The sequence below is a fragment of the Streptomyces aureocirculatus genome, from assembly GCF_000720475.1.
GTDB lineage: Bacteria > Actinomycetota > Actinomycetes > Streptomycetales > Streptomycetaceae > Streptomyces > Streptomyces aureocirculatus.
The window spans coordinates 189,871-209,440 of the sequence record NZ_JOAP01000003.1 but is presented as its reverse complement, the minus strand read 5'-3'; the positions used below and the strand labels follow the sequence as shown (position 1 = coordinate 209,440).

16 protein-coding genes are annotated in these 19,570 nt (G+C 71.4%); 11 read left to right on the top strand and 5 right to left on the bottom strand.

Annotated features, from left to right (window positions below):
• Positions 1 to 5: 5 nt before the first annotated feature.
• The 5 genes from IG78_RS0104050 (at position 6) to IG78_RS0104030 (ending at position 7,297) form a co-directional block, all read left to right on the top strand.
• Positions 6 to 2,231 carry a copper resistance CopC/CopD family protein gene (locus IG78_RS0104050; RefSeq protein WP_063760697.1) on the top strand — a complete coding sequence of 742 codons (2,226 nt, stop codon included), beginning with the start codon at positions 6 to 8 and terminating at the stop codon, positions 2,229 to 2,231.
• 4 nt (positions 2,232 to 2,235) lie between these two features.
• Positions 2,236 to 3,495, top strand: coding sequence for an iron uptake transporter deferrochelatase/peroxidase subunit (gene efeB, locus IG78_RS0104045; RefSeq protein ID WP_030559779.1), 1,260 nt, complete (start codon positions 2,236 to 2,238; stop codon positions 3,493 to 3,495).
• A 125-nt stretch (positions 3,496 to 3,620) separates the two neighbouring features.
• On the top strand, positions 3,621 to 4,556 hold the full coding sequence (gene pheA / locus IG78_RS0104040; RefSeq protein ID WP_030559777.1) for a prephenate dehydratase: 936 nt from the start codon (positions 3,621 to 3,623) through the stop codon (positions 4,554 to 4,556).
• A gap of 615 nt (positions 4,557 to 5,171) precedes the next feature.
• The gene (gene serS, locus IG78_RS0104035; protein ID WP_030559776.1) at positions 5,172 to 6,461 is read left to right on the top strand and encodes a serine--tRNA ligase; all 1,290 of its coding nucleotides are present in this window, start codon (positions 5,172 to 5,174) and stop codon (positions 6,459 to 6,461) included.
• Entirely contained in the window at positions 6,458 to 7,297 is an 840-nt protein-coding gene (locus tag IG78_RS0104030) for an HAD family hydrolase (protein WP_030559775.1), read from the top strand. Before serS ends, IG78_RS0104030 begins: the two co-directional genes overlap by 4 nt.
• 464 nt (positions 7,298 to 7,761) lie before the next feature.
• Here the strand turns inward: IG78_RS0104030 and IG78_RS0104025 are convergent, their stop codons facing one another.
• Genes IG78_RS0104025 through IG78_RS0104010 form a run of 4 tightly spaced genes read right to left on the bottom strand, consistent with a single transcriptional unit; the run spans position 7,762 to position 11,405 of the window.
• Positions 7,762 to 8,484 carry an ABC transporter permease gene (locus tag IG78_RS0104025; RefSeq protein WP_030559774.1) on the bottom strand — a complete coding sequence of 241 codons (723 nt, stop codon included), beginning with the start codon at positions 8,482 to 8,484 and terminating at the stop codon, positions 7,762 to 7,764.
• A gap of 11 nt (positions 8,485 to 8,495) precedes the next feature.
• Positions 8,496 to 9,407 carry an ABC transporter ATP-binding protein gene (locus IG78_RS0104020; protein WP_030559773.1) on the bottom strand — a complete coding sequence of 304 codons (912 nt, stop codon included), beginning with the start codon at positions 9,405 to 9,407 and terminating at the stop codon, positions 8,496 to 8,498.
• A gap of 53 nt (positions 9,408 to 9,460) precedes the next feature.
• Positions 9,461 to 10,342, bottom strand: coding sequence for an ABC transporter permease (locus IG78_RS0104015; protein WP_030559771.1), 882 nt, complete (start codon positions 10,340 to 10,342; stop codon positions 9,461 to 9,463).
• Positions 10,332 to 11,405, bottom strand: coding sequence for an ABC transporter ATP-binding protein (locus IG78_RS0104010; protein WP_037685043.1), 1,074 nt, complete (start codon positions 11,403 to 11,405; stop codon positions 10,332 to 10,334). Before IG78_RS0104010 ends, IG78_RS0104015 begins: the two co-directional genes overlap by 11 nt.
• 322 nt (positions 11,406 to 11,727) lie before the next feature.
• On the opposite strand from IG78_RS0104010, the gene IG78_RS0104005 reads away from it, so the two are divergent.
• The 6 genes from IG78_RS0104005 to IG78_RS0103980 all read left to right on the top strand — a co-directional run bounded on the left by IG78_RS0104005 (position 11,728) and on the right by IG78_RS0103980 (position 18,043).
• Positions 11,728 to 12,591 carry a M24 family metallopeptidase gene (locus tag IG78_RS0104005; RefSeq protein WP_030559769.1) on the top strand — a complete coding sequence of 288 codons (864 nt, stop codon included), beginning with the start codon at positions 11,728 to 11,730 and terminating at the stop codon, positions 12,589 to 12,591.
• Positions 12,588 to 14,369 (top strand): SDR family oxidoreductase, encoded by a 1,782-nt coding sequence (locus IG78_RS0104000; RefSeq protein WP_030559768.1) that lies wholly within the window; start codon positions 12,588 to 12,590, stop codon positions 14,367 to 14,369. The genes IG78_RS0104005 and IG78_RS0104000 overlap by 4 nt, the downstream gene beginning before the upstream one ends.
• On the top strand, positions 14,366 to 14,956 hold the full coding sequence (locus tag IG78_RS0103995; protein ID WP_030559766.1) for a metal-dependent hydrolase: 591 nt from the start codon (positions 14,366 to 14,368) through the stop codon (positions 14,954 to 14,956). Before IG78_RS0104000 ends, IG78_RS0103995 begins: the two co-directional genes overlap by 4 nt.
• 59 nt (positions 14,957 to 15,015) lie before the next feature.
• Positions 15,016 to 15,948 carry a MerR family transcriptional regulator gene (locus tag IG78_RS0103990; protein WP_037685092.1) on the top strand — a complete coding sequence of 311 codons (933 nt, stop codon included), beginning with the start codon at positions 15,016 to 15,018 and terminating at the stop codon, positions 15,946 to 15,948.
• A 220-nt stretch (positions 15,949 to 16,168) separates the two neighbouring features.
• Positions 16,169 to 17,071: an LLM class flavin-dependent oxidoreductase gene (locus IG78_RS0103985; RefSeq protein ID WP_030559764.1), complete on the top strand. Its 903-nt coding sequence runs from the start codon at positions 16,169 to 16,171 to the stop codon at positions 17,069 to 17,071.
• Positions 17,072 to 17,176: 105 nt separating this feature from the next.
• Positions 17,177 to 18,043: an HAD hydrolase family protein gene (locus tag IG78_RS0103980; RefSeq protein WP_030559762.1), complete on the top strand. Its 867-nt coding sequence runs from the start codon at positions 17,177 to 17,179 to the stop codon at positions 18,041 to 18,043.
• 404 nt (positions 18,044 to 18,447) lie between these two features.
• On the opposite strand, the gene IG78_RS0103975 is transcribed toward IG78_RS0103980, so the two are convergent.
• Positions 18,448 to 19,518, bottom strand: a complete 1,071-nt coding sequence (locus tag IG78_RS0103975) for a murein hydrolase activator EnvC family protein (RefSeq protein WP_030559761.1) — start codon at positions 19,516 to 19,518, stop codon at positions 18,448 to 18,450.
• Positions 19,519 to 19,570: the final 52 nt, after the last annotated feature.

Genomic DNA, 19,570 nt, shown 5'->3' with positions numbered 1-19,570 from the left:
AGTTGATGCGGACCACCGCTCCCCGCCCGGGGCCGGCCTTCCTGACCGGGTACGGGCGCCTGCTGATCGTCGCCGTCGCCCTGATCGGCGCCGTCCTCGGCTCCCTGCTCGCCACAGCGGCACCCGCCGACGCGCACGCCGCGCTCACCGGGAGCGACCCCAAGCAGGGAGCGGTGGTCGACGAGGCACCCCGGCAGGTGTCACTGACCTTCTCCGAGAAGGTCGCCATGTCCGACGGTTCGGTACGGGTCCTCGACCCGGCCGGGAAGCGCGTCGACACCGGCAGGACCAGCGACCTGGGCGCGCACGCCTACGGCGTGAAGCTCAAGCCGGGGCTGCCCGACGGCACCTTCACCGTCGCCTACCAGGTCGTCTCCGCCGACAGCCACCCCATCGCCGGAGCCTTCACCTTCTCCATCGGCGCGCCGTCGGCCACCAAGGTGTCGCTGTCCGACCAGGAGGTCGGCGGCGGACTCGTCGGCAGCCTCTACGACTTCGCCCGCTACATCGCGTACGCCGGATTCACCGTCGTCGTCGGCGGTGCCGCGTTCGTGCTCGGCTGCTGGCAGCGCGGTGCCGGCGTACGTGCGCTGCAGCGGCTCGTGGTCGGCGGCTGGCTCGCGCTCACCGGCGCCACCCTGGTCACGCTGCTGCTTCGCGCCCCCTACACCGGCTCCGGCAAGCTCGGCGATGCCTTCGACCTGGCCAAGCTCGGCGACGTGCTCCAGACCAAGACCGGTGCGGCCCTTGTCTCGCGGCTGCTGCTGCTCGCGGCCGCCGCGCTGTTCATCGCCGTGCTCTTCGGCGCGTACGAGCGGCGCGAGGACCCCAAGGAGAAGCGGGACCTCGCCTTCGGCCTCGCCGTCGGCGGCAGCGTCGTCGCCATCGGTATCGCGGCGACCTGGGCGCTCGCCGAGCACGCGTCCACCGGTATCCAGCCCGGGATCGCCATGCCCGTCGACGTCCTGCACCTGCTCGCCGTCGCCGCCTGGCTCGGCGGGCTCGCCGCGCTCCTGCTGTGCCTGTACCGCGCGCCGTTCGTCGACACCGATGCCGTGCGGCGCTTCTCCCGTGTCGCATTCGGCAGTGTGGTGGCCCTGGTGGCGACCGGCCTGTACCAGTCGTGGCGGCAGGTCGGCTCGTGGTCCGCGCTCGCCGGGACCGGGTACGGGCAACTGCTGCTCGTCAAGGTCGGGCTCGTCGTCGTCCTCGTTAGCGTCGCGTCGATGTCGCGGCGCTGGACCGGCCGGATCCTCGCGGAGGCCGGAAGCCTGACGCCCGAGGCGGCGGCCACGGCGGTCGTGGAGCAGCGGACGGGCACCACGGGCACGACGGGCACGACCAAGAGGAGGAAGCCCGTCGCCGTGGCGCACAGCTCGAAGACGGGGGTCTCGGCCCGCGTCGAGGCGACGGAGGCCGAGGACGACGGCAGCAACGGCAAGCGCGGCGGGACCGACGACAGCGGCGGCGGCAAGCGCGGCGGGGCCGACAGCACCGGCGGCAGCAAGCGCGGCGGGGCCGACAGCACCGGCGGCAGCAAGCGCGGCGGGGCCGACAGCACCGGCGGCAGCAAGCGCGGCAGCAGCGGCAGTGGTGTCGGCAGCCACGGCAGTGGAGTCGGCGGCGGCAAGGGGACCGGTAGCAAGGCCCCCGGCCAGGACAAGCGGTCCGCGCAGCTCGCCCGGCAGCAGGCCGCCGTGGACGCCGCCCGCGAGAAGCGGCTCCGCGACGCCGACCCGCACCGATCGGGCCTGCGGCGCACGGTCTTCGTCGAGGCGGGCATCGCCGTGGTCGTGCTCGCCGTCACCACGCTTCTGACCAGCACCGAACCCGGCCGCACCGAGGAGGAGGCCAAGAACGCCTCCTCGGTCTCCGCGCAGCAGCCCACAGGCCCCGTCAAGCTCAAGATCCCCTTCGACACCGGTGGCCAGGACGGCAAGGGCACCGTGCGCCTGGAGCTCACACCGGGCCGCACCGGCAGCAACGACCTGCACGTCTTCGCGAACCGGCCCAACGGCAGCGCCTTCGACCTGCCCGAGGTGAAGGTCGCCTTCACCCTCAAGGCCAAGGACGTCGGCCCGCTGCCCGTCGCCCCCGACCGCATCGCGACCGGACACTGGAGCGCGAGCGGCGTACAGCTCCCGATGGCAGGAAAGTGGCAGGTCAAGCTGACCGTGCGCACCTCCGACATCGACCAGGTGACCCTCGACAAGAACGTGCAGATCGGCTGACCTCATGGCGGACCACACCATTTCGCGACGGCGCCTGCTCGGCACGGCAGGCGCCACCGGCCTCGCCCTCGGCGCGGCGGGCAGCGCCGCCGGATACGCGGTCGCGTCCTCGGACTCCGCCGACGGCTCCGGCGAGTCCGGGGCGGCCCTGACGACGCTCGGCACGGACGAGGTGATGTTTCACGGGAAACATCAGCCGGGGATCACCACGCCCCCGCAGTCCCGCGGCCATCTGGTCGCCTTCGACCTCGCCGCGGGCGCCGGGCGCAAAGAGGCGGCGGCCCTGCTGCGCCGCTGGTCGACGGCCGCCGAGCAACTGATGGCGGGCAGGCCGGTGAACGGCGCGGGCCCGGACACGGACATCGCGCGCGACGCCGGTCCTTCCGCGCTCACCGTCACCTTCGGCTTCGGCCACAGCTTCTTCGGCCGCACCGGCCTGGAGAAGCAGCGCCCCGCCGCCCTCGACCCGCTGCCGGACTTCTCCTCCGACCACCTCGACAAGGCCCGCAGCAACGGTGACCTCTGGGTACAGATCGGTGCGAACGACCCGCTCGTCGCCTTCCACGCGCTGCGCGCCCTGCAACGCCTCGCCGGTTCGGCGGCCAAGGTGCGCTGGCAGATGAACGGCTTCAACCGCTCACCCGGCGCCACCACCCGCCCCATGACCACCCGCAACCTCATGGGCCAGATCGACGGCACGAACAATCCCCAGCCGTCCGACGACGACTTCAACAAGCGGATCTTCGTGCCCGGCCGACCGGACGGCACGGATCCGGCCTGGATGGCCGACGGCTCCTATGTCGTCGTACGCCGTATCCGGATGCTCCTCGACGACTGGGACGAGCTGTCCACGCGCGCCCAGGAAGAGGTCATCGGCCGCCGCAAGTCCGACGGCGCGCCCCTCACCGGGGGCACGGAGACCACCGAGATGCAGTTGGAGAAGACCGGCCCCGGCGGTGACCTCGTGGTCCCTCTCAACGCTCACGCCCGTATCTCGCGGCCGGACCAGAACGGTGGCGCCGCGATGCTGCGGCGGCCCTTCTCGTACCACGACGGCTTCGACGCCAAGGGCGATCCCGACGCCGGGCTCCTGTTCGTCTGCTGGCAGGCGAACCCCCTGCACGGCTTCGTCCCCGTACAGCGCAAGCTCGACCGCGGCGACGCCCTCTCCGCGTTCATCCGCCACGAGGCGAGCGGTCTGTTCGCGGTGCCGGGCGGGGCGGGGGCCGGGGAGTACGTGGGGCAGCGGCTCCTGGAGGGGTGACGCGGCCGGGGTTCGCTGCGGGCGAGGCGCGTCGCGTCGAGCGAGGCGGCGTCAACAGTGGCCGTCGCCCTGCTGTCGCGGTCGCCGTACGCCATCCGTCCCACCTGGCGCATTAGTGTGACGGCATGTCGGCGACGCGATATACCTACCTCGGCCCCGAGGGCACCTTCACCGAAGCTGCCCTGCGCACCCTGCCCGAAGCGGCCACCCGTGAGCTGGTCCCGATGGTGTCCGTGCCTGCCACCCTGGACGCGGTGCGCAGCGGGGAGGCCGCGGCAGCGCTCGTACCCATCGAGAACTCGGTGGAGGGCGGTGTCACCACGACCGTCGACGAGCTCGCCAAGGGCGAGCCGTTGATGATCTACCGCGAGGTCGTCCTGCCGATCACCTTCGCGCTGCTCGTACGCCCCGGCACCAAGCTCAAGGACATCAAGACGGTGACCGGCCACCCGGTGGCCCAGCCGCAGGTGCGCAACTGGCTCGCCAAGCACCTGCCGCACGCCGTGTGGGAGTCGGCGGCGTCGAACGCGGACGGCGCGCGGCTCGTGCAGGAGGGCCGGTACGACGCGGCCTTCGCCGGTGAGTTCGCGGCGGCGACGTACGGTCTGCAGCCCCTGGTCACCGACATCCACGACGCGCAGAACGCGGCGACCCGGTTCGTGCTCGTGGGCCGCCCCGCCCGGCCCGCCGCGCCGACCGGTGCGGACAAGACCTCGCTGGTGATCTGGCTGGGCGACGACCACCCCGGTGCGCTCCTCGAACTGCTCCAGGAGTTCGCGGTGCGCGGCGTCAACCTCGTACGCATCGAGTCCCGGCCGACAGGACAGGGCATCGGCAACTACTGCTTCAGCGTCGACACCGAGGGCCACATCACGGAGCGTCGCGTGGGCGAGGCCCTGATGGGCCTGAAGCGGATCTGCCCGAAGCTGCGCTTCCTCGGGTCCTACCCGCGTGCCGGTGTGGCGCTCGAGGATGTGCGACCGCTGCGTCCTGGCACGTCCGACAGGGAATTCATGGCGGCGGCGGACTGGCTCACGCAGTGCCAGGACGGCCGATTCTGAGCGCTACTGCGGTCCTACCTGCAGATTTACGTTGTCCACAGAAGTTATCCACAGGTGCCCTTCTCGATCTGGGGACAAGTCGACAACGAAGTGCGACATCGTCGACAAAGCGGCACTCGGCCCCCACTTGTGTCCACACCCCCGCACGTCACCCCTCGTCCACCCTTTTGTATTGATCAACTCTTTGGAGTTAACCATTTCCACTCGAAAGTTGGCCGGGAGGGGGTTTGGGGGAGGAATCCAGTGGCGCGGGAGGAGTATTTGGAACTCCCCATTCCGGCGTCCACAGATCTTTCGCACAGCCTGTGGATAACTTTTCGGGAACCCCCGCTCCTGTGGACAACCGCGCCCCCAAGTCCCGTTGCGCACAAGGCGATCCGGTCAAGGCGACAAGGGGCCTGTGCCCCGTTTCGGGGAATGGTGTCCGCTTTATTGACCTTGCGCGAACCGGTCGATGCGGGTCGACGCGGGGCGATCTCCGGCCATCCCGACCGACGCCGGAAGTGACCCGCGAGACCCGGGGTGATCGCGAAGCCAATCCGGCAAAACGGGCATAAGGTACACAGCGAGAATATCGATTCGTGGGCCGCAACCACGCGACGGTAGCCTTGAGGGGTGATTGACCTTCGCCTGCTCCGTGAGGACCCCGACCGTGTTCGCGCTTCGCAGCGCGCCCGTGGAGAGGACGTCGATCTTGTCGACGCCCTGCTCTCCGCCGACGAGCGGCGCAGGTCGTCCGGGCTCCGCTTCGACGAGCTGCGCTCCGAGCAGAAGGCACTCGGCAAACTCATCCCCAAGGCGGCCGGCGACGAGAAGGCCGGGCTCCTGAAGAAGGCGGGCGAGCTCGCCGCCGCGGTCAAGGCCGCGAACGCCGAGCAGGACGACGCCGACGAGGAGACCAAGCGCCTGCTCATGCGCCTCGGCAACCTCGTGCACGAGGACGTGCCGGTGGGCGGCGAGGAGGACTTCGTCGTCCTGGAGACGCACGGCACGATCCGTGACTTCGCCGCCGAGGGCTTCGAGCCCAAGGACCACCTGGAGCTCGGCGAGGCCCTCGGCGCCATCGACGTCGAGCGCGGCGCGAAGGTCTCCGGATCCCGCTTCTACTACCTGACGGGCGTCGGCGCGCTGCTCGAGCTCGCGCTGGTCAACGCGGCGATCGCGCAGGCCACCGAGGCCGGGTTCACCCCGATGCTCACCCCCGCCCTGGTGCGCCCGCGCGCCATGGAGGGCACCGGCTTCCTCGGCCAGGCCGCCGAGAACGTGTACCACCTGGAGAAGGACGACTACTACCTGGTCGGCACCTCCGAGGTCCCGCTCGCGGCGTACCACATGGACGAGATCATCGACGCCGACAAGCTCCCGCTGCGGTATGCCGGGTTCTCCCCCTGCTTCCGCCGCGAGGCCGGTACGTACGGCAAGGACACCCGCGGCATCTTCCGGGTGCACCAGTTCGACAAGGTCGAGATGTTCTCGTACGTCGACCCGGAGGACGCGGAGAACGAGCACAAGCGCCTCCTCGACTGGGAGAAGCAGTGGCTGACCGGCCTCGAACTGCCCTTCCAGGTGATCGACGTGGCCAGCGCCGACCTGGGCGCCTCGGCCTCGCGCAAGTACGACTGCGAGGCCTGGATCCCCACCCAGGGCAAGTACCGCGAGCTGACGTCGGCGTCGAACTGCGACAGCTTCCAGGCCCGCCGGCTCTCGGTGCGCATGCGTGCGGAGAGCGAAGGCAAGAAGGCCGTGCAGCCGCTCGCCACGCTGAACGGCACGCTGTGCGCGGTGCCCCGCACGATCGTGGCGCTCCTGGAGAACCACCAGCTCGCCGACGGTTCCGTGCGCGTCCCCGAGGTCCTGCGGCCGTATCTGGGCGGCCGGGAGATCCTGGAGCCCCTCGCCAAGTGAGCACCGCCCCCGCCGCCCCGACCGGCACCGCAGGACCGGCCTTTCCGTATCCGCTCGTCGCGACCGACCTCGACGGGACGCTCCTGTCCCCCGACGACACGATCTCGGCGCGCACCCGGGACGCGCTCGCCGCGGCCACCGCGGCGGGCGCGGCCCACATCGTCGTGACCGGCCGCTCCGTCGCCTGGACCCGGCACATCCTGGACGACCTCGGCTACCGCGGGATCGCGGTGTGCGGGCAGGGCGCGCAGGTCTATCACGCGGGCGAGCACCGCCTGCTGACCTCCGTGACCCTGGACCGGCAGCTCGCCGGGCTCGCCCTCGCCAAGATCGAGGCGGAGGTCGGCCCGCTGGCGCTGGCCGCGAGCCGCGACGGCCTGGACGGCAAGGTCCTGGTCGGCCCCGGGTACGTGGTGCAGGAGGGCCCGCTCCCCTTCGTCCCGTTCACGGACGTGGCGGATCTGTGGGCCGCTCCGCTCAACAAGGTGTACGTCCAGCATCCCGGGCTCGACGACGACGCCCTGGCGGCCGTGGCGCGGGAGACCGCCGGTGATCTCGTCGGCGTGACGATGGCGGGCGAGGGAATAGTGGAACTCCTGCCGCTCGGCCTGACGAAGGCGACGGGCCTGTCCATCGCGGCCCGCCGCCTCGGCGTGCAGGCCGCGGGCACCATCGCCTTCGGCGACATGCCCAACGACATCCCGATGTTCGCCTGGGCCGCACACGGCGTGGCCATGGCCAACGCCCACGAGGACCTCAAGGCTGTGGCCGACGAGGTGACGTCCTCCAACGAGGAGGACGGCATCGCACGGGTCCTGGAACGCCTCCTGCCGTAACACGGCCTTTCAGCCCACGACGGCGGGCGGCCCCTGCCCCCTGTGGGCACAGCCCCTGCCTACGGCACCCGTGATGTGGACGCGCGCAAGGGCCGGGCCCGGGGTCACGGGAACGTTCCCGCGACCCGGGCCCGGCCCGGCGCAACGTTGGGTGGGCGGCCCGCGCAGCGAAGATGCGCGCTCGAAGCGGCCGCCCCGGGCGATCCCCCGTAGCGCGCTCGCACGGAGTGACTAACTACCCCGGAGCACGCCCCGAACCGCCCTGCCGGAAGCGCGACGAACCGTCGAAGGGACGCCGTCGGCTCCACTCCCAGAAGGTGAGCACCGGGACGAACCCGGCGCGGTGACACCCCCAACTCTGCCGACCCCCACGGCGAACCGCCACCGAATTTAGCCGACAGCAGCACCCGCACACACCCGCCCCGGGGCCGGGCCCCCACCCCCGTGAACGCCGGTGGAGCGGCCTATTCCTCCCCGGCCAGCGTCAGCGTCCGCAGCTTCTGCCCCGCGTACCAGGTGGCACCGGCCGTGACCACGGCCAGGAGGATCACCGCGGCGGGCAGCCCCACGTCCGAGGTGACCAGGTCACCACCGTCCGCGGCCTTGTGGGCGACGGCGAGGGACCACTGCTGGACGCTCAGCGTGCGGGCACCGGCGACGAGGGACCCGAAGAGCGCCTCCCACACCAGGGCGTAGACGAGGCCGAAGACCACCGCGTGCCGGGTGATGGTGCCGAGCAGCAGGAAGATCGCCGCGTACGCGATGGACGAGACCAGGGCGGCGATGGTGTAGGCGACGGCGACCTGCTGGCCGTTGCCGTTCAGGATCATGCCCGCGACGAAGGTCGGGAGCGCCGAGAACGCCATGGTGACGGCGACCGCGACGGTCAGCTTGGTGACGATGATCGTGGGCCGTTTGACCGGCTTGGACAGCAGATAGAGCACCGAGCCGTCGTCGATCTCGGGACCGATCGCGCCGGTGCCCGCGATGACGCCGATGATCGGCACCATCGTGGCGAGGGCGAAGCCGCCGAGCAGGTCGGACGCGACCTGGTCGTCGGCGCCGCTGAGGGCACGTACCGCCACGGAGATGACGATGAGCAGCAGGGGCAGGGCGAAGAGGATGAGGGCCCGGCGGCGGCCGAGCAGGGCCCGGTAGGTGAGCCGGGCGACAGTGGGGTCGTACACGATGGCTCCCTTCAGGCCGCGACGAGGTAGGAGAAGACCGACTCGAGCGACTCGTCCGAGGGCGAGACGGTCAGGAGCCGGATGCCGTGTTCGCGGGCGATGCGTGGCAACAGGGTGGTGAAGCGGCCGAAGTCGACGGCCTGGACGCGCAGTGCGCCCTCTTCGAGGTCGACTTCGATGCCCGCGGTCGACGGGTCGGCGATGAGGACGGCGGCGAGCGCGCGGTCGTCGCTGGAGCGCACCAGGTAGCGGTGCGGCCGGTCCGTCATCAGGCGGCGGATCCTGCGGAAGTCGCCGCTGGCCGCGTGGCGCCCGGCGACGATCACCTCGATGTGGGAGGCGAGTTGTTCGACCTCTTCGAGGATGTGCGAGGAGAAGAGCACGGTGCGGCCCTCTTCGCCCATGGTGCGCAGGAGCTCCATGAGCTGCATGCGCTGGCGCGGGTCCATGCCGTTGAAGGGCTCGTCGAGCAGCAGCACGGACGGTTCGTGGACGAGGGCGGAGGCCATCTTCACGCGCTGCCGCATGCCCTTGGAGTACGTCGAGATCTTGCGGTCCTGCGCGTACTCCATCTCCACCGTGGCGAGGGCGTGCTGGGCGGCCTTCTTGCCCAGGCCGTGCAACTCGGCGTTGGCCACGACGAACTCGCGGCCGGTGAGGAAGTCGTACATCCCCTCACGCTCGGGGACGATGCCGAGGTGCTTGTAGATCGTCTCGTTGCGCCAGGTCGGCCGGCCGTCGAGGGTGACGCTGCCCGTGGAGGGGGCGAGGAAACCACCCATCATGCTGATGAGGGTGGACTTCCCCGCACCGTTCGGGCCGAGCAGACCGGTGACTCCGGGGCTGATGGTCATGGTGATGTCGTTGACCGCCACGACGTTGCCGAACCAGCGGGAGACGTGGTCGATGGTGAGAGAACTCATGGGCGCAGCCCGTTCCTTGGAAGGGTGGTGGTGGGCGACGGGTGGGCCATGGCTCAGAGCCCTGCCTTCCGGTAGCGGCGCATCAGGCCCGCGTAGCTGCCCGCGATGAGGGCGAGGACGACGAGGACGTACACGACGCCCGTGCCGGCCGAGGGGCCCTCCTGCCCCGGGAAGGCGGACGTGGCTCCGAGGAAGGCGGTCTGCACGCCGTCGATGAGAGTGATCGGCGAGAACAGGCCGAGCCAACTGATGGCGCTGTCGCTGCCCTGTTCGTGCGCGATCGCCTGGACGGTGGACACCGCCCCGAAGGTGATGGTCAGAACGGCGATGACGGCGGCGATGCCGAGGCCGCGGCGCGGGGTGACCGCCGAGATGAGCAGCGCGATCCCGGAGAACAGCACGGAGAGCAGAGCCACGGAGACCAGTCCTTGGGCGAATCCCTTCGTCTGGTCGGCGAAGTCCAGTTTGGCGAGCAGTGCTCCTACGTAGAGCACGATCAGGGGCGCGGCCGTCAGGATGAACAGCGCGCTGGAGAGTGCCGCGAACTTCGCGCGTACGTAGTCGACGCGTTCGATGGGTCGGGAGAAGTACAGGGGCACGGTCTTGAACCGCAGGTCCCTGGAGACGGTCTGTGGGGCCTGGGCGGCCAGGTAGAGGCTGATGACGGCCTGGAGGACGATGGCGTAGCGCGTGTAGTCCACGGGCAGGTCGTTGGCCTTGGTGGCCACCGCGACCGCGACCATGATCAGCGCGGGGGCGCACATGACCCCGAAGAGGATCATCGGCAGGACCTTGGACTTGGCCGAGCGGCCGAGCCCGTAGGCGCCGCGCAGGCTCTGTGAGAACAGGGAGCGGGTGGCGTAGGCGCGGCCGAGGCGCTGGCCGTCGTAGTGGCGGTAGCCGATGTTGTGGATCTGGGTGGAGTCAGCGGGCATCGCGGCCGCCTCCCGTCTGCTCGGCGGCCGCCGCGGTGGCCGGTGCCGCCGCGGTCGCCGCGGTGGCGTTCCTGGCGGCGGGCTCGGGGGCCGCGCCGGGGGCCGCCTCCGGCTCGCCCTGTGCGGCCTGTTCGTCGTGGGCGCGGAAGACCTCCGCTATGTGGTGCCTGCGCTGTTCCATCCGCACGAGACCGAGGCCGAGTTCGGCCACCACGTCCCGCAGCAGGTCGTAGGTCTCCTCGCTCTCCGCTTCGAGCAGCACGGTGTGTCCGGCGCCGGGCAGTCCGCCGCCGTCGTCGTGCGTGGCCACGCCGCGGGCCGCCAGGGCCTCGCGGAGGGCGGTGGTGCCGTCGGGGTGGGTGTCGTTGTCGGTGACCTCCACGGCCACCGTCGTGGTGCTCTGGGTGAAGTCCGTGGTGGAGCTGGAGCGCAGGAGCTTGCCGCCGTCGATGACGACGACGTGGTCGCAGGTGCGCTCCAGTTCGCCCAGGAGGTGCGAGGTGACGAGAACCGAGATCCCGAAGTCGGTGTGCACGCGCCGGATCAGGCCGAGCATCTCGTCGCGGCCCGCCGGGTCGAGGCCGTTGGTGGGCTCGTCGAGGAAGACCAACTGCGGGTCGTGGACGAGGGCCTGGGCGAGCTTCACGCGCTGCTTCATGCCGGTCGAGTAGCCGCCGATGGGGCGGTAGCGCTCTTCGTAGAGACCGACGTGGCGCAGGGTGTCCGCGGTGCGCTCGCGCGCGGCGGCCGGCGGCAGGCCCGACATGCGCGCCATGTGGACGACGAACTCGGTGGCCGAGACGTCGGGCGGCAGGCAGTCGTGTTCGGGCATGTAGCCGACGCGCTCGCGGATCTGGCCGCCGCTGGTGGCGACGTCGAGGCCGAGCACGGCCGCGTGGCCCTCCGTGGCGGGGGACAGACCCAGCAGGATCTTGATCAGTGTGGACTTGCCGGCTCCGTTGGCTCCGACGAGTCCGGTCACACCGGGCCCGATATCCATGGAGAGCCGGTCAAGCGCGGTCACCCTCGGGAACCGCTTGCTCAGGCTTTCGGTCGCGATCACAGTCACGTTTCGAACCTAGTGGCGCGGGCCACAGCGGGCGTCAGCCCTGAGACCCGGTCCGACGTCACTCTCGAGTATTACGGGCCCGTAGGGGTCGTCCGGAAGTCGACCCCGAGGCCGACGGAAGTCGAGTCCCCAGGCTCCCTCAGGGAACTCCCGGATCTGTCCCGCAGGGTCGCGCACATGTCGCGCAGACCTATTGACGCAGCCGCCAGGCATTGTCACATTCATCAGTGTCAAGTTACGAACGCGTACGGAGACGGACGTCGGCACAGCGGTGTGCGGCGGCCCGGCATGGCGGAGACGGCGGACGGACGGTGGCATGACCTCAGCGGTGGAGGGTGCGGTGAACGGTGAGCTCTCAGCGGAGCTGCGGGGGTTCCAGCGGGTGCAGACCCTCGCGTACGCATGTGCGGAAGCGGTAGCCGCCCAGCTCAAGCCGGGGGTGACGGAGCGCGAGGCGGCGCGGATGCAGCGCGAGTGGCTGCGTGCGCGGGGCGTGCGGGACTGGTTCCATCTGCCCTTCGCCTGGTTCGGGGACCGCACGGCCTTCGTGAACTTCCGCATACCGCTCCAGTTCTTCCCGACCAACCGCCGCCTCGAACCGGGGATGCCCTTCATCCTCGACATGGCGCCGGTCCTCGACGGCTTCACGGCGGACATCGGCTATGCCGGCTGCCTCGGTCTGAATCCCCTGCACGACAAGCTGCTCGCGGACCTGGAGGCGCACCGCGAGCTGATCCTGCGGGAGGTGCGCGAGCGCCGCCCGCTCCGGGAGATCTACGAGAGCGTGGACCGCCTCATGGTCCGCCAGGGGTATGCCAACCGCCATCGCGCGTATCCCTTCGGCGTCATCGCGCACAAGGTGGACCGCGTCAAGGAGCGCCGCCTCTCGCCGCACGTCTTCGGGTTCGGCACGCAGTCCCTGAAGGGCCTGGCGAGCGACGCGCTGCACGGCCACCGGGACGGCTGGTCCCCGCTGTGGTCGCCGTACAAGTTCTCCGACCACCCGCCGCGGCCCGGCCTCTGGGCGGTCGAGCCCCATCTGGGATTCCGCGGTACGGGCGCGAAGTTCGAGGAGATCCTGGTCGTCACCGACTCCGCGGACCCCGAGCAGAGCGCCTTCTGGCTGGACGACGATCTGCCGCATGTGCGGCGCTGGGCCGAGGAAAGGGCTGCCGCATGACCACCGTCGATCTTCTGGGTGCGCGTGAGCGCTGGGTGCGTACGGGCGGCGTGGAGCTGTGCGTCGCCGAGCTGGGGGACGCCACGCGGCCCACGGTGCTGCTTGTGCACGGCTATCCGGACTCCAAGGAGGTGTGGTCCGAGGTCGCCGTCCGCCTCGCGGACCGCTTCCACGTGGTGTTGTACGACGTGCGCGGGCACGGCAGCTCGACGGCGCCGAAGCCGCTGCGGGGCGGCTTCACGCTGGAGAAGCTGACCGACGACTTCCTCGCCGTCGCCGACGCCGTCAGCCCCGACGAGCCGGTGCATCTGGTGGGCCACGACTGGGGTTCGGTGCAGGGCTGGGAGTTCGTGACGGTCGAGCGGACGCAGGGGCGCATCGCCTCCTTCACGTCGATGTCGGGCCCTTCCCTCGATCACTTCGGGCACTGGATCAAGAAGCGTGTGTCCCGGCCCACACCGCGCAGGGCCGCCCAGCTCATCAACCAGGGCGCCAAGTCCTGGTACGTGTACATGCTGCACACCCCCGTCCTTCCCGAACTGGCCTGGCGCGGCCCGCTCGGCAAGCGCTGGCCGAAGCTCCTGCGGCGCCTGGAGAAGGTCCCCGCGGACGGCTATCCCACGCTGTCGCTGCCGTCGGACGCGGCACACGGCGCCTGGCTCTACCGCGACAACGTTCGTTCCCGGCTGCGCAGGCCGCGCCCCGACGCGTACGCCCACGCCCCCGTGCAGCTCATCGTCCCGTCCGGCGACATCTTTCTCTCCGAGAGGCTCTACGACGACCTCGGCCGATGGGCACCGCGGTTGACCCGGCGCACGCTCCCCGCCAAGCACTGGGTGCCGCGCACCCGCCCGGACCAGCTCACCGCGTGGATCACGGAGTTCGTCACGGCGCACGAGGACGGCGGTCCCGCCGTCCCGGCGAGCGCGGCGGCCCCGGCTCCCGGCAGGCACGCCGAGCGGTTCGCGGGCCAACTGGTCCTCGTCACGGGCGCGGGCAGCGGCATCGGGCGGGCCACGGCGTTCGCGTTCGCCGAGGCGGGCGCGCGGGTGGTCGCCGTCGACCGGGACGCGGAGGCCGCCGCGCGCACCGCGGAGCTGTCCCGCCTCGTCGGCGCCCCGGCGGCCTGGCCCGAGACGGTCGACGTCAGCGACGAGCAGGCCATGGAGAAACTCGCCGAGAAGGTCGCCACGGAGTACGGCGTGGTGGACGTCCTGGTGAACAACGCGGGCATCGGCCTCTCCGGTTCGTTTCTCGACACCAGCACCGAGGACTGGAAGAAGGTCCTCGACGTCAATCTGTGGGGTGTGATCCACGGCTGCCGCCTCTTCGGGCGGCAGATGGCCGAGCGCGGTCAGGGCGGCCACATCGTGAACACGGCGTCCGCCGCGGCCTTCCAGCCCTCCAAGGCCCTCCCCGCGTACAGCACGTCGAAGGCCGCGGTCCTGATGCTCAGCGAGTGCCTGCGCGCCGAGCTCGCCGGGCAGGGCATCGGCGTCTCGGCGATCTGCCCGGGCTTCGTGAACACGAACATCACGGCGACCACCCGCTTCGCCGGTGTCTCCGCCGACGAGGAGAAGCGCCGCCAGAAGAAGTCCAGCCGCCTCTACGGCCTGCGGAACTACCCGCCGGAGAAAGTCGCCGACGCCGTGCTGCGCGCCGTCGTCCGCAATCAGGCCGTCGTGCCCGTCACCCCGGAGGCACGCGGCGCCCATCTGATGTCCCGCTTCACACCCAAGGCCCTGCGCGCGATAGCCCGACTGGAGCCACCACTGTGAGCGATCACCACGCGATAGTGCCCCGCCGCGTCTCGTTCGACTGGGACGGGACACCGCTGCACTGGATACCCGACGAGCCCACGGCCACGCACGTCATCAACGTCCTGCACCTGCTGCTCCCTGCGGGGGAGCGGTGGTTCGTGAAGGTGTTCAAGGAGGGCCTGCCGCTGGTCACCGACCCGGTCCTGCTGACGGACGTGAAGGGCTTCATGGGCCAGGAGGCCACGCACAGCGTGCAGCACGCGCACGTCCTCGACCACCTGACGGCGCAACGCCTGGAGACGGCCGACTACCTGTGGATCTGGGGCAGCACCTATCTGATCCGGCACGACCCGCGCCTGGCCGGACAACTGCGGCTGTCCCTAGGGCAGTACAACAGAGCGGTCGGCAGGGGCCTGTTGCCCGCCTGGCGGGAGCTCGGCGCGGCCGTACCCCGCTATCTGCGGCGGTCGTACCATCCGTCGCAGGAAGGATCGCTGCGCAAGGCCGTCGCGTATCTGGCGCAGTCGCCCGCGGCGCGGGCCGCGGCGGCGGTGGCGGCCCGCGCGGCCATCGCCCAGCGGTACGGAGCGTCGGGAAGGTCTTGAGCGTGGAGGAACGGCCGGCAGTCGCCGAGGAGTCGGTGCCCGCCCCGGGTGAGCCGCGGGTGGAGTACCGCATAGAGGACCTCGCGCATCACAGCGGCGCCACGGTGCGCACCATCCGGGCCTACCAGGACCGCGGTCTGCTCCCCCGCCCCGAGCGGCGGGGCCGGTCCAATGTGTACGGGGACGCGCATCTGGCCCGGCTGCGCCAGATCGCCGACCTGCTCGACCGGGGCTACACCCTGGCGTCCATCAAGGAGCTCCTGGAGGCCTGGGACACGGGCCGCGGCCTCGGGGGTGTGCTGGGTCTGGTCGCCGAGGTCGACGGCCCCTGGACGGACGAGAAGGCCGACCGGATCACGCGGGCGGAGCTGGACGCGGCGTTCGGCGGCGATCCGGACGACGCGGCGGTCGCGGACGCGGTCGCGCTCGGTGTGCTCGAACCGCTGCCGGGACGCGACGACGAGTTCCTGGTGCCGAGCCCGCAAGAGCTCGCGGTGGCGGCGGAGTTGCACGCGGCGGGGGTGCCGCTGTCGGCGATAGCGGCTCATCTGCGGGAGTTGAGGGGGCAGGTGGAGCACATCGCCGCGCGTTTCCTGGAGTTCACCAACGAGCACGTCTTCGCGCGCTATCTCGGCAACAGCCCGCCGAGCGAGGCGGACGCCGCGGAGGCGGCCTCGCTCGTCCGGCGTCTGCGGCCGCTGGCCCAGCAGTCGGTCGACGCCGAACTGGCGCGCGCCATGAGGACGTTCGCGACCCGGTACCTGCGCCGCCACCTCACCCCGGAGGAAGCCGCGCAGCCGAGCGACGAGCCGCAGAATGTCGCCCTGCCTGCCCACACAATGCGCGCCGTGCACAGCCTTGTTGGTGTGGAGAACGCCGCAGCCTTCATCGCGGCTGCCGCTGAACGGGAGGTACAGAGCAGGACATTGGACGCGTTGGCCGCAAGTAAGGGCGATAAACAGCCAGTTGCCCAAAAGCCGCAATTTGAGTAGCAGTTATCCACAGAATCATCAACGAGCCTGTGGATAACTGGAGTTGGTTGTGGATCAAACCTCCTGCTCGAATTCCATGGATGAAGAGTGGGTGGCGCGAAATCGAGTGCCCGGAGAACAAGCCGTCCCGGGCGGCTCGCCCGTATGATCTCGCTCATACCCTGGGGCCCGGCCGGAGCCGGTCCGTGGTCACGGCGGGCGCCGCCGTACCCTCGGAGCCATGAGTCTGCGTCTGAGCACCGTGATCCTTCCCGTACGCCGCTGGCACGACGGCGGCAAGGAGCGCTGGCAGCGCGCGGAGGACCTCGGTTTCCACACCGCGTACACCTACGACCACCTGTCCTGGCGGACCTTCCGCGACGGGCCGTGGTTCGGCGCGGTGCCCACCCTGACCGCGGCCGCGGCGGTGACCGAGCGCATACGCCTGGGCACGCTCGTCACCTCGCCGAACTTCCGGCACCCCGTGACGCTCGCCAAGGAGCTGATCACGCTCGACGACGTCTCCGACGGACGGATCACGCTGGGCATCGGCGCGGGCGGCAACGGCTTCGACGCGAGCACGCTGCGCAGGACCGGCGAGGAGCCCTGGACACCCCGTGAACGCGCGGACCACTTCGGAGAGTTCCTGCCGCTGCTGGACCGTCTCCTCACCGAGGACTCGGTGACGTACGAGGGCGAGCGGTACGCGGCGTACGAGGCGCGGAACATCCCTGGCTGTGTGCAGCGCCCCCGGCTGCCGTTCGCCGTGGCCGCCACCGGCCCGCGCGGTCTGCGGCTCGCCGCGCGGCACGGGCGGGCGTGGGTGACCACGGGCGACCCGAAGATCTCCGAGTCGGGTACCCCGGAGCAGTCCCTGGAGGCCATCCGCGGCCAGGTCGGCAGGCTCGGCGCGGCCTGCGCGGAGCTCGGCCGTGACGTCGACGAGCTCGGCAAGGTGCTGCTCACCGGCTTCACCCCGGACCGCCCGCTCGACTCCTTCGACGCCTTCGTCGACTTCGCGGGCAGCCACGCCGCCCTCGGCATCGACGAGATCGTGCTGCACTGGCCGCTGCCCGGCACGGACTTCGCCGCGGACGAGAAGCTCTTCGAGCGCATCGCCACGGAGGCGCTCGCCCAGCTCTGAGCGGACGCTCGGCGTGAGGGGCGGCAGGGGTGCATGGGTGTGTGGCGTACTCAGATGTGCGCCCCGCCACACAGCCGTGCGCGCATATGCGGGACAATCGCGTACGTGACCTCAACCACCCCCCGGCCCCGGCCCTCGGCCCCCTCCGTCCCGCCCCGGCTGATCGCCACGGACCTGGACGGCACCCTGCTGCGCGACGACAAATCCGTGTCGGAGCGCACCGTGGCCGCGCTGGCCGCCGCCGAGGCCGCGGGCATCGAGGTCTTCTTCGTGACCGGACGCCCGGCCCGCTGGATGGACGTCGTCAGCGACCACGTGCACGGCCACGGCCTGGCGATCTGCGGGAACGGCGCGGCGGTCGTCGACCTGCACGGCGGCCCCGGCAGCCACCGTTTCGTGAAGGTGCGGGACGTGGCGCCCGCGACGGCCCTGGAAGTCGTCGGCATCCTGCGCGCGGCGGCGCCCGGCACGTCGTTCGCGATCGAGCGGACCGGCGGGGTGCACCACGAGCCTGCCTACCCGCCGCTGCACCTGGACCCCGCCGCCGGCGTGGCACCCGCGGAGAAGCTGCTCGCGGCCGAGTCCGACGGCGCCGACCAGCCCGTACTGAAGGTCCTCGCCCATCACCCCGAGATCCTCCCGGACGCCTTCCTGACGCTCGCCCGGATCGCCGTGGGCAGCCTCGTGGAGGTCACCCGGTCCAGCCCGACCGCCCTCCTGGAGATCAGCGGCCCGGGCGTCTCCAAGGCCAGCACGCTCGCCCTGTGCTGCGCCGAGCGCGGCATCAGCCACGAGGAAGTCGTCGCCTTCGGAGACATGCCGAACGACATCGAGATGCTCACCTGGGCCGGTAACTCGTACGCGATGGGCAACGCCCACGCGGACGTGATCGCCGCCGCGTCCGGCCGCACGGTGGCCAACAACGAGGACGGCGTGGCGGTCGTCATCGAACGCATCCTGGCGCAGCGGTAGGCCCGGCGGCGGGCTGGACGCGGGCGGGTGGCGGACCGGACGCGGCCCGGCAGCGGGACGGACTGCCCGGCGGCGGACAGAAGGCCGGGCGGCGGACCGGAGGGACCGGTGGCGGACCGGACGCGGGCGGGTGGCGGACCGGAGGGACCGGCGGCGGACCGGACTGCCCGGCAGCGGGACGGACTGCCCGGCAGGGGGACCAGACGCTGCCCGGCGGCGGACAGACGGCCGGGTGGCGGACCGGAGGGCCCGGCGGCGGGCCGGACGCGGGAAAGTGGCGGACCGGAGGGACCGGCGGCGGGCCGGACGCGGGCGGGTGGCGGACCGGACGTGGCCCGGCAGTGGACCAGACTGCCCGGCAGCGGACCAGGGAGCCCCACACAGGCCGAAGGGCCCCGAGGCGGCTAGAGGTCGACTCCCCGTTCCGCCAGCCACTCCACCGGGTCCACGGCCGAGCCGTGGTGGGGCGTGCGGCGAGCCTCGAAGTGCAGATGGGGCCCTGTCGAGTTGCCGGTGGTGCCGACCTGCCCGATCCATTGGCCGACGCGCACCAGCTCCCCCTGGTCGACAGCGGCGGATGCCAGGTGCGCGTATTGCGTGTACGAGTCGTCCTCGTGCCGCACCACGACCTCGATGCCGAAGCCGCCGCCGCAAGCCACCCGCACCACCCGGCCGTCGCCCACCGACCGCACCGGAGCGCCGATGCCCACGGCGAAGTCCTGCCCGGTGTGCCGGCCCGCCCACCGCTCGCCCACGCTGTCGAAGCCCGCGGACAGCTCGTACGACTCCACGGGCGACACCCACGCGCGCGTGGACGACGACGGCGGCTGGGCGTGCCGCACGGCGCCCCGGCACCGGCCCGCCGCTGCCGACCGGTCCGCCTCGCCCTGCAACTGCCACCGCGCCGACTCCAGCTTCTCCTCGATGTCCCGTTTCAGGCGCCCGAGGTGTGCCGTGCGACGGTCGAGGACGTGGCGGGCGCGGTCGGCGGACCGCTTGGCGACGCCGAGCCGGGCCACGGCTCGCTGTGTCCTCTCGACGGCGTTGGTGACGGCCAGGTCCGCCTGGCCGACCACGCGCCTGCCGCGCAGCAACTGCTCGGGGTCGTCCGCGAGCAGCAGCCGGGCCGTGAGCGGCAGCCCGCCCCCGGTGCGGTACTGGGCGCTCGCCATCCGCCCCAGGTCCTCGTGCAACACGGCGACCGCGTGCTGCTCCTCGGCGAGGAGCCGGTCAAGGCGCCGGACGCGGGCGCGCTGGGCGTCGGCCGCGCGTTCGCCCTCTTCGTAGCGCACGGTTGCCGCCTGCGCCTCTTCGTAGAGGTGGGTCACCGCGGCACCCGCGGTGGGGACGTCAGGGCCCGCGGCGCCGTCGTCGCCGTCCGCGGCCGCCGACGGTGGCATGCACAGGGCGGTCAGGACGGCCGACGCGCACAGCAGGAGCGGGACGACGAGCGGGCGGCAGGACGATGGACGCATGTCCCGGATCGTTGCCCCTACGCACGGCCGGCGATCCTGCCGACTCGTACGC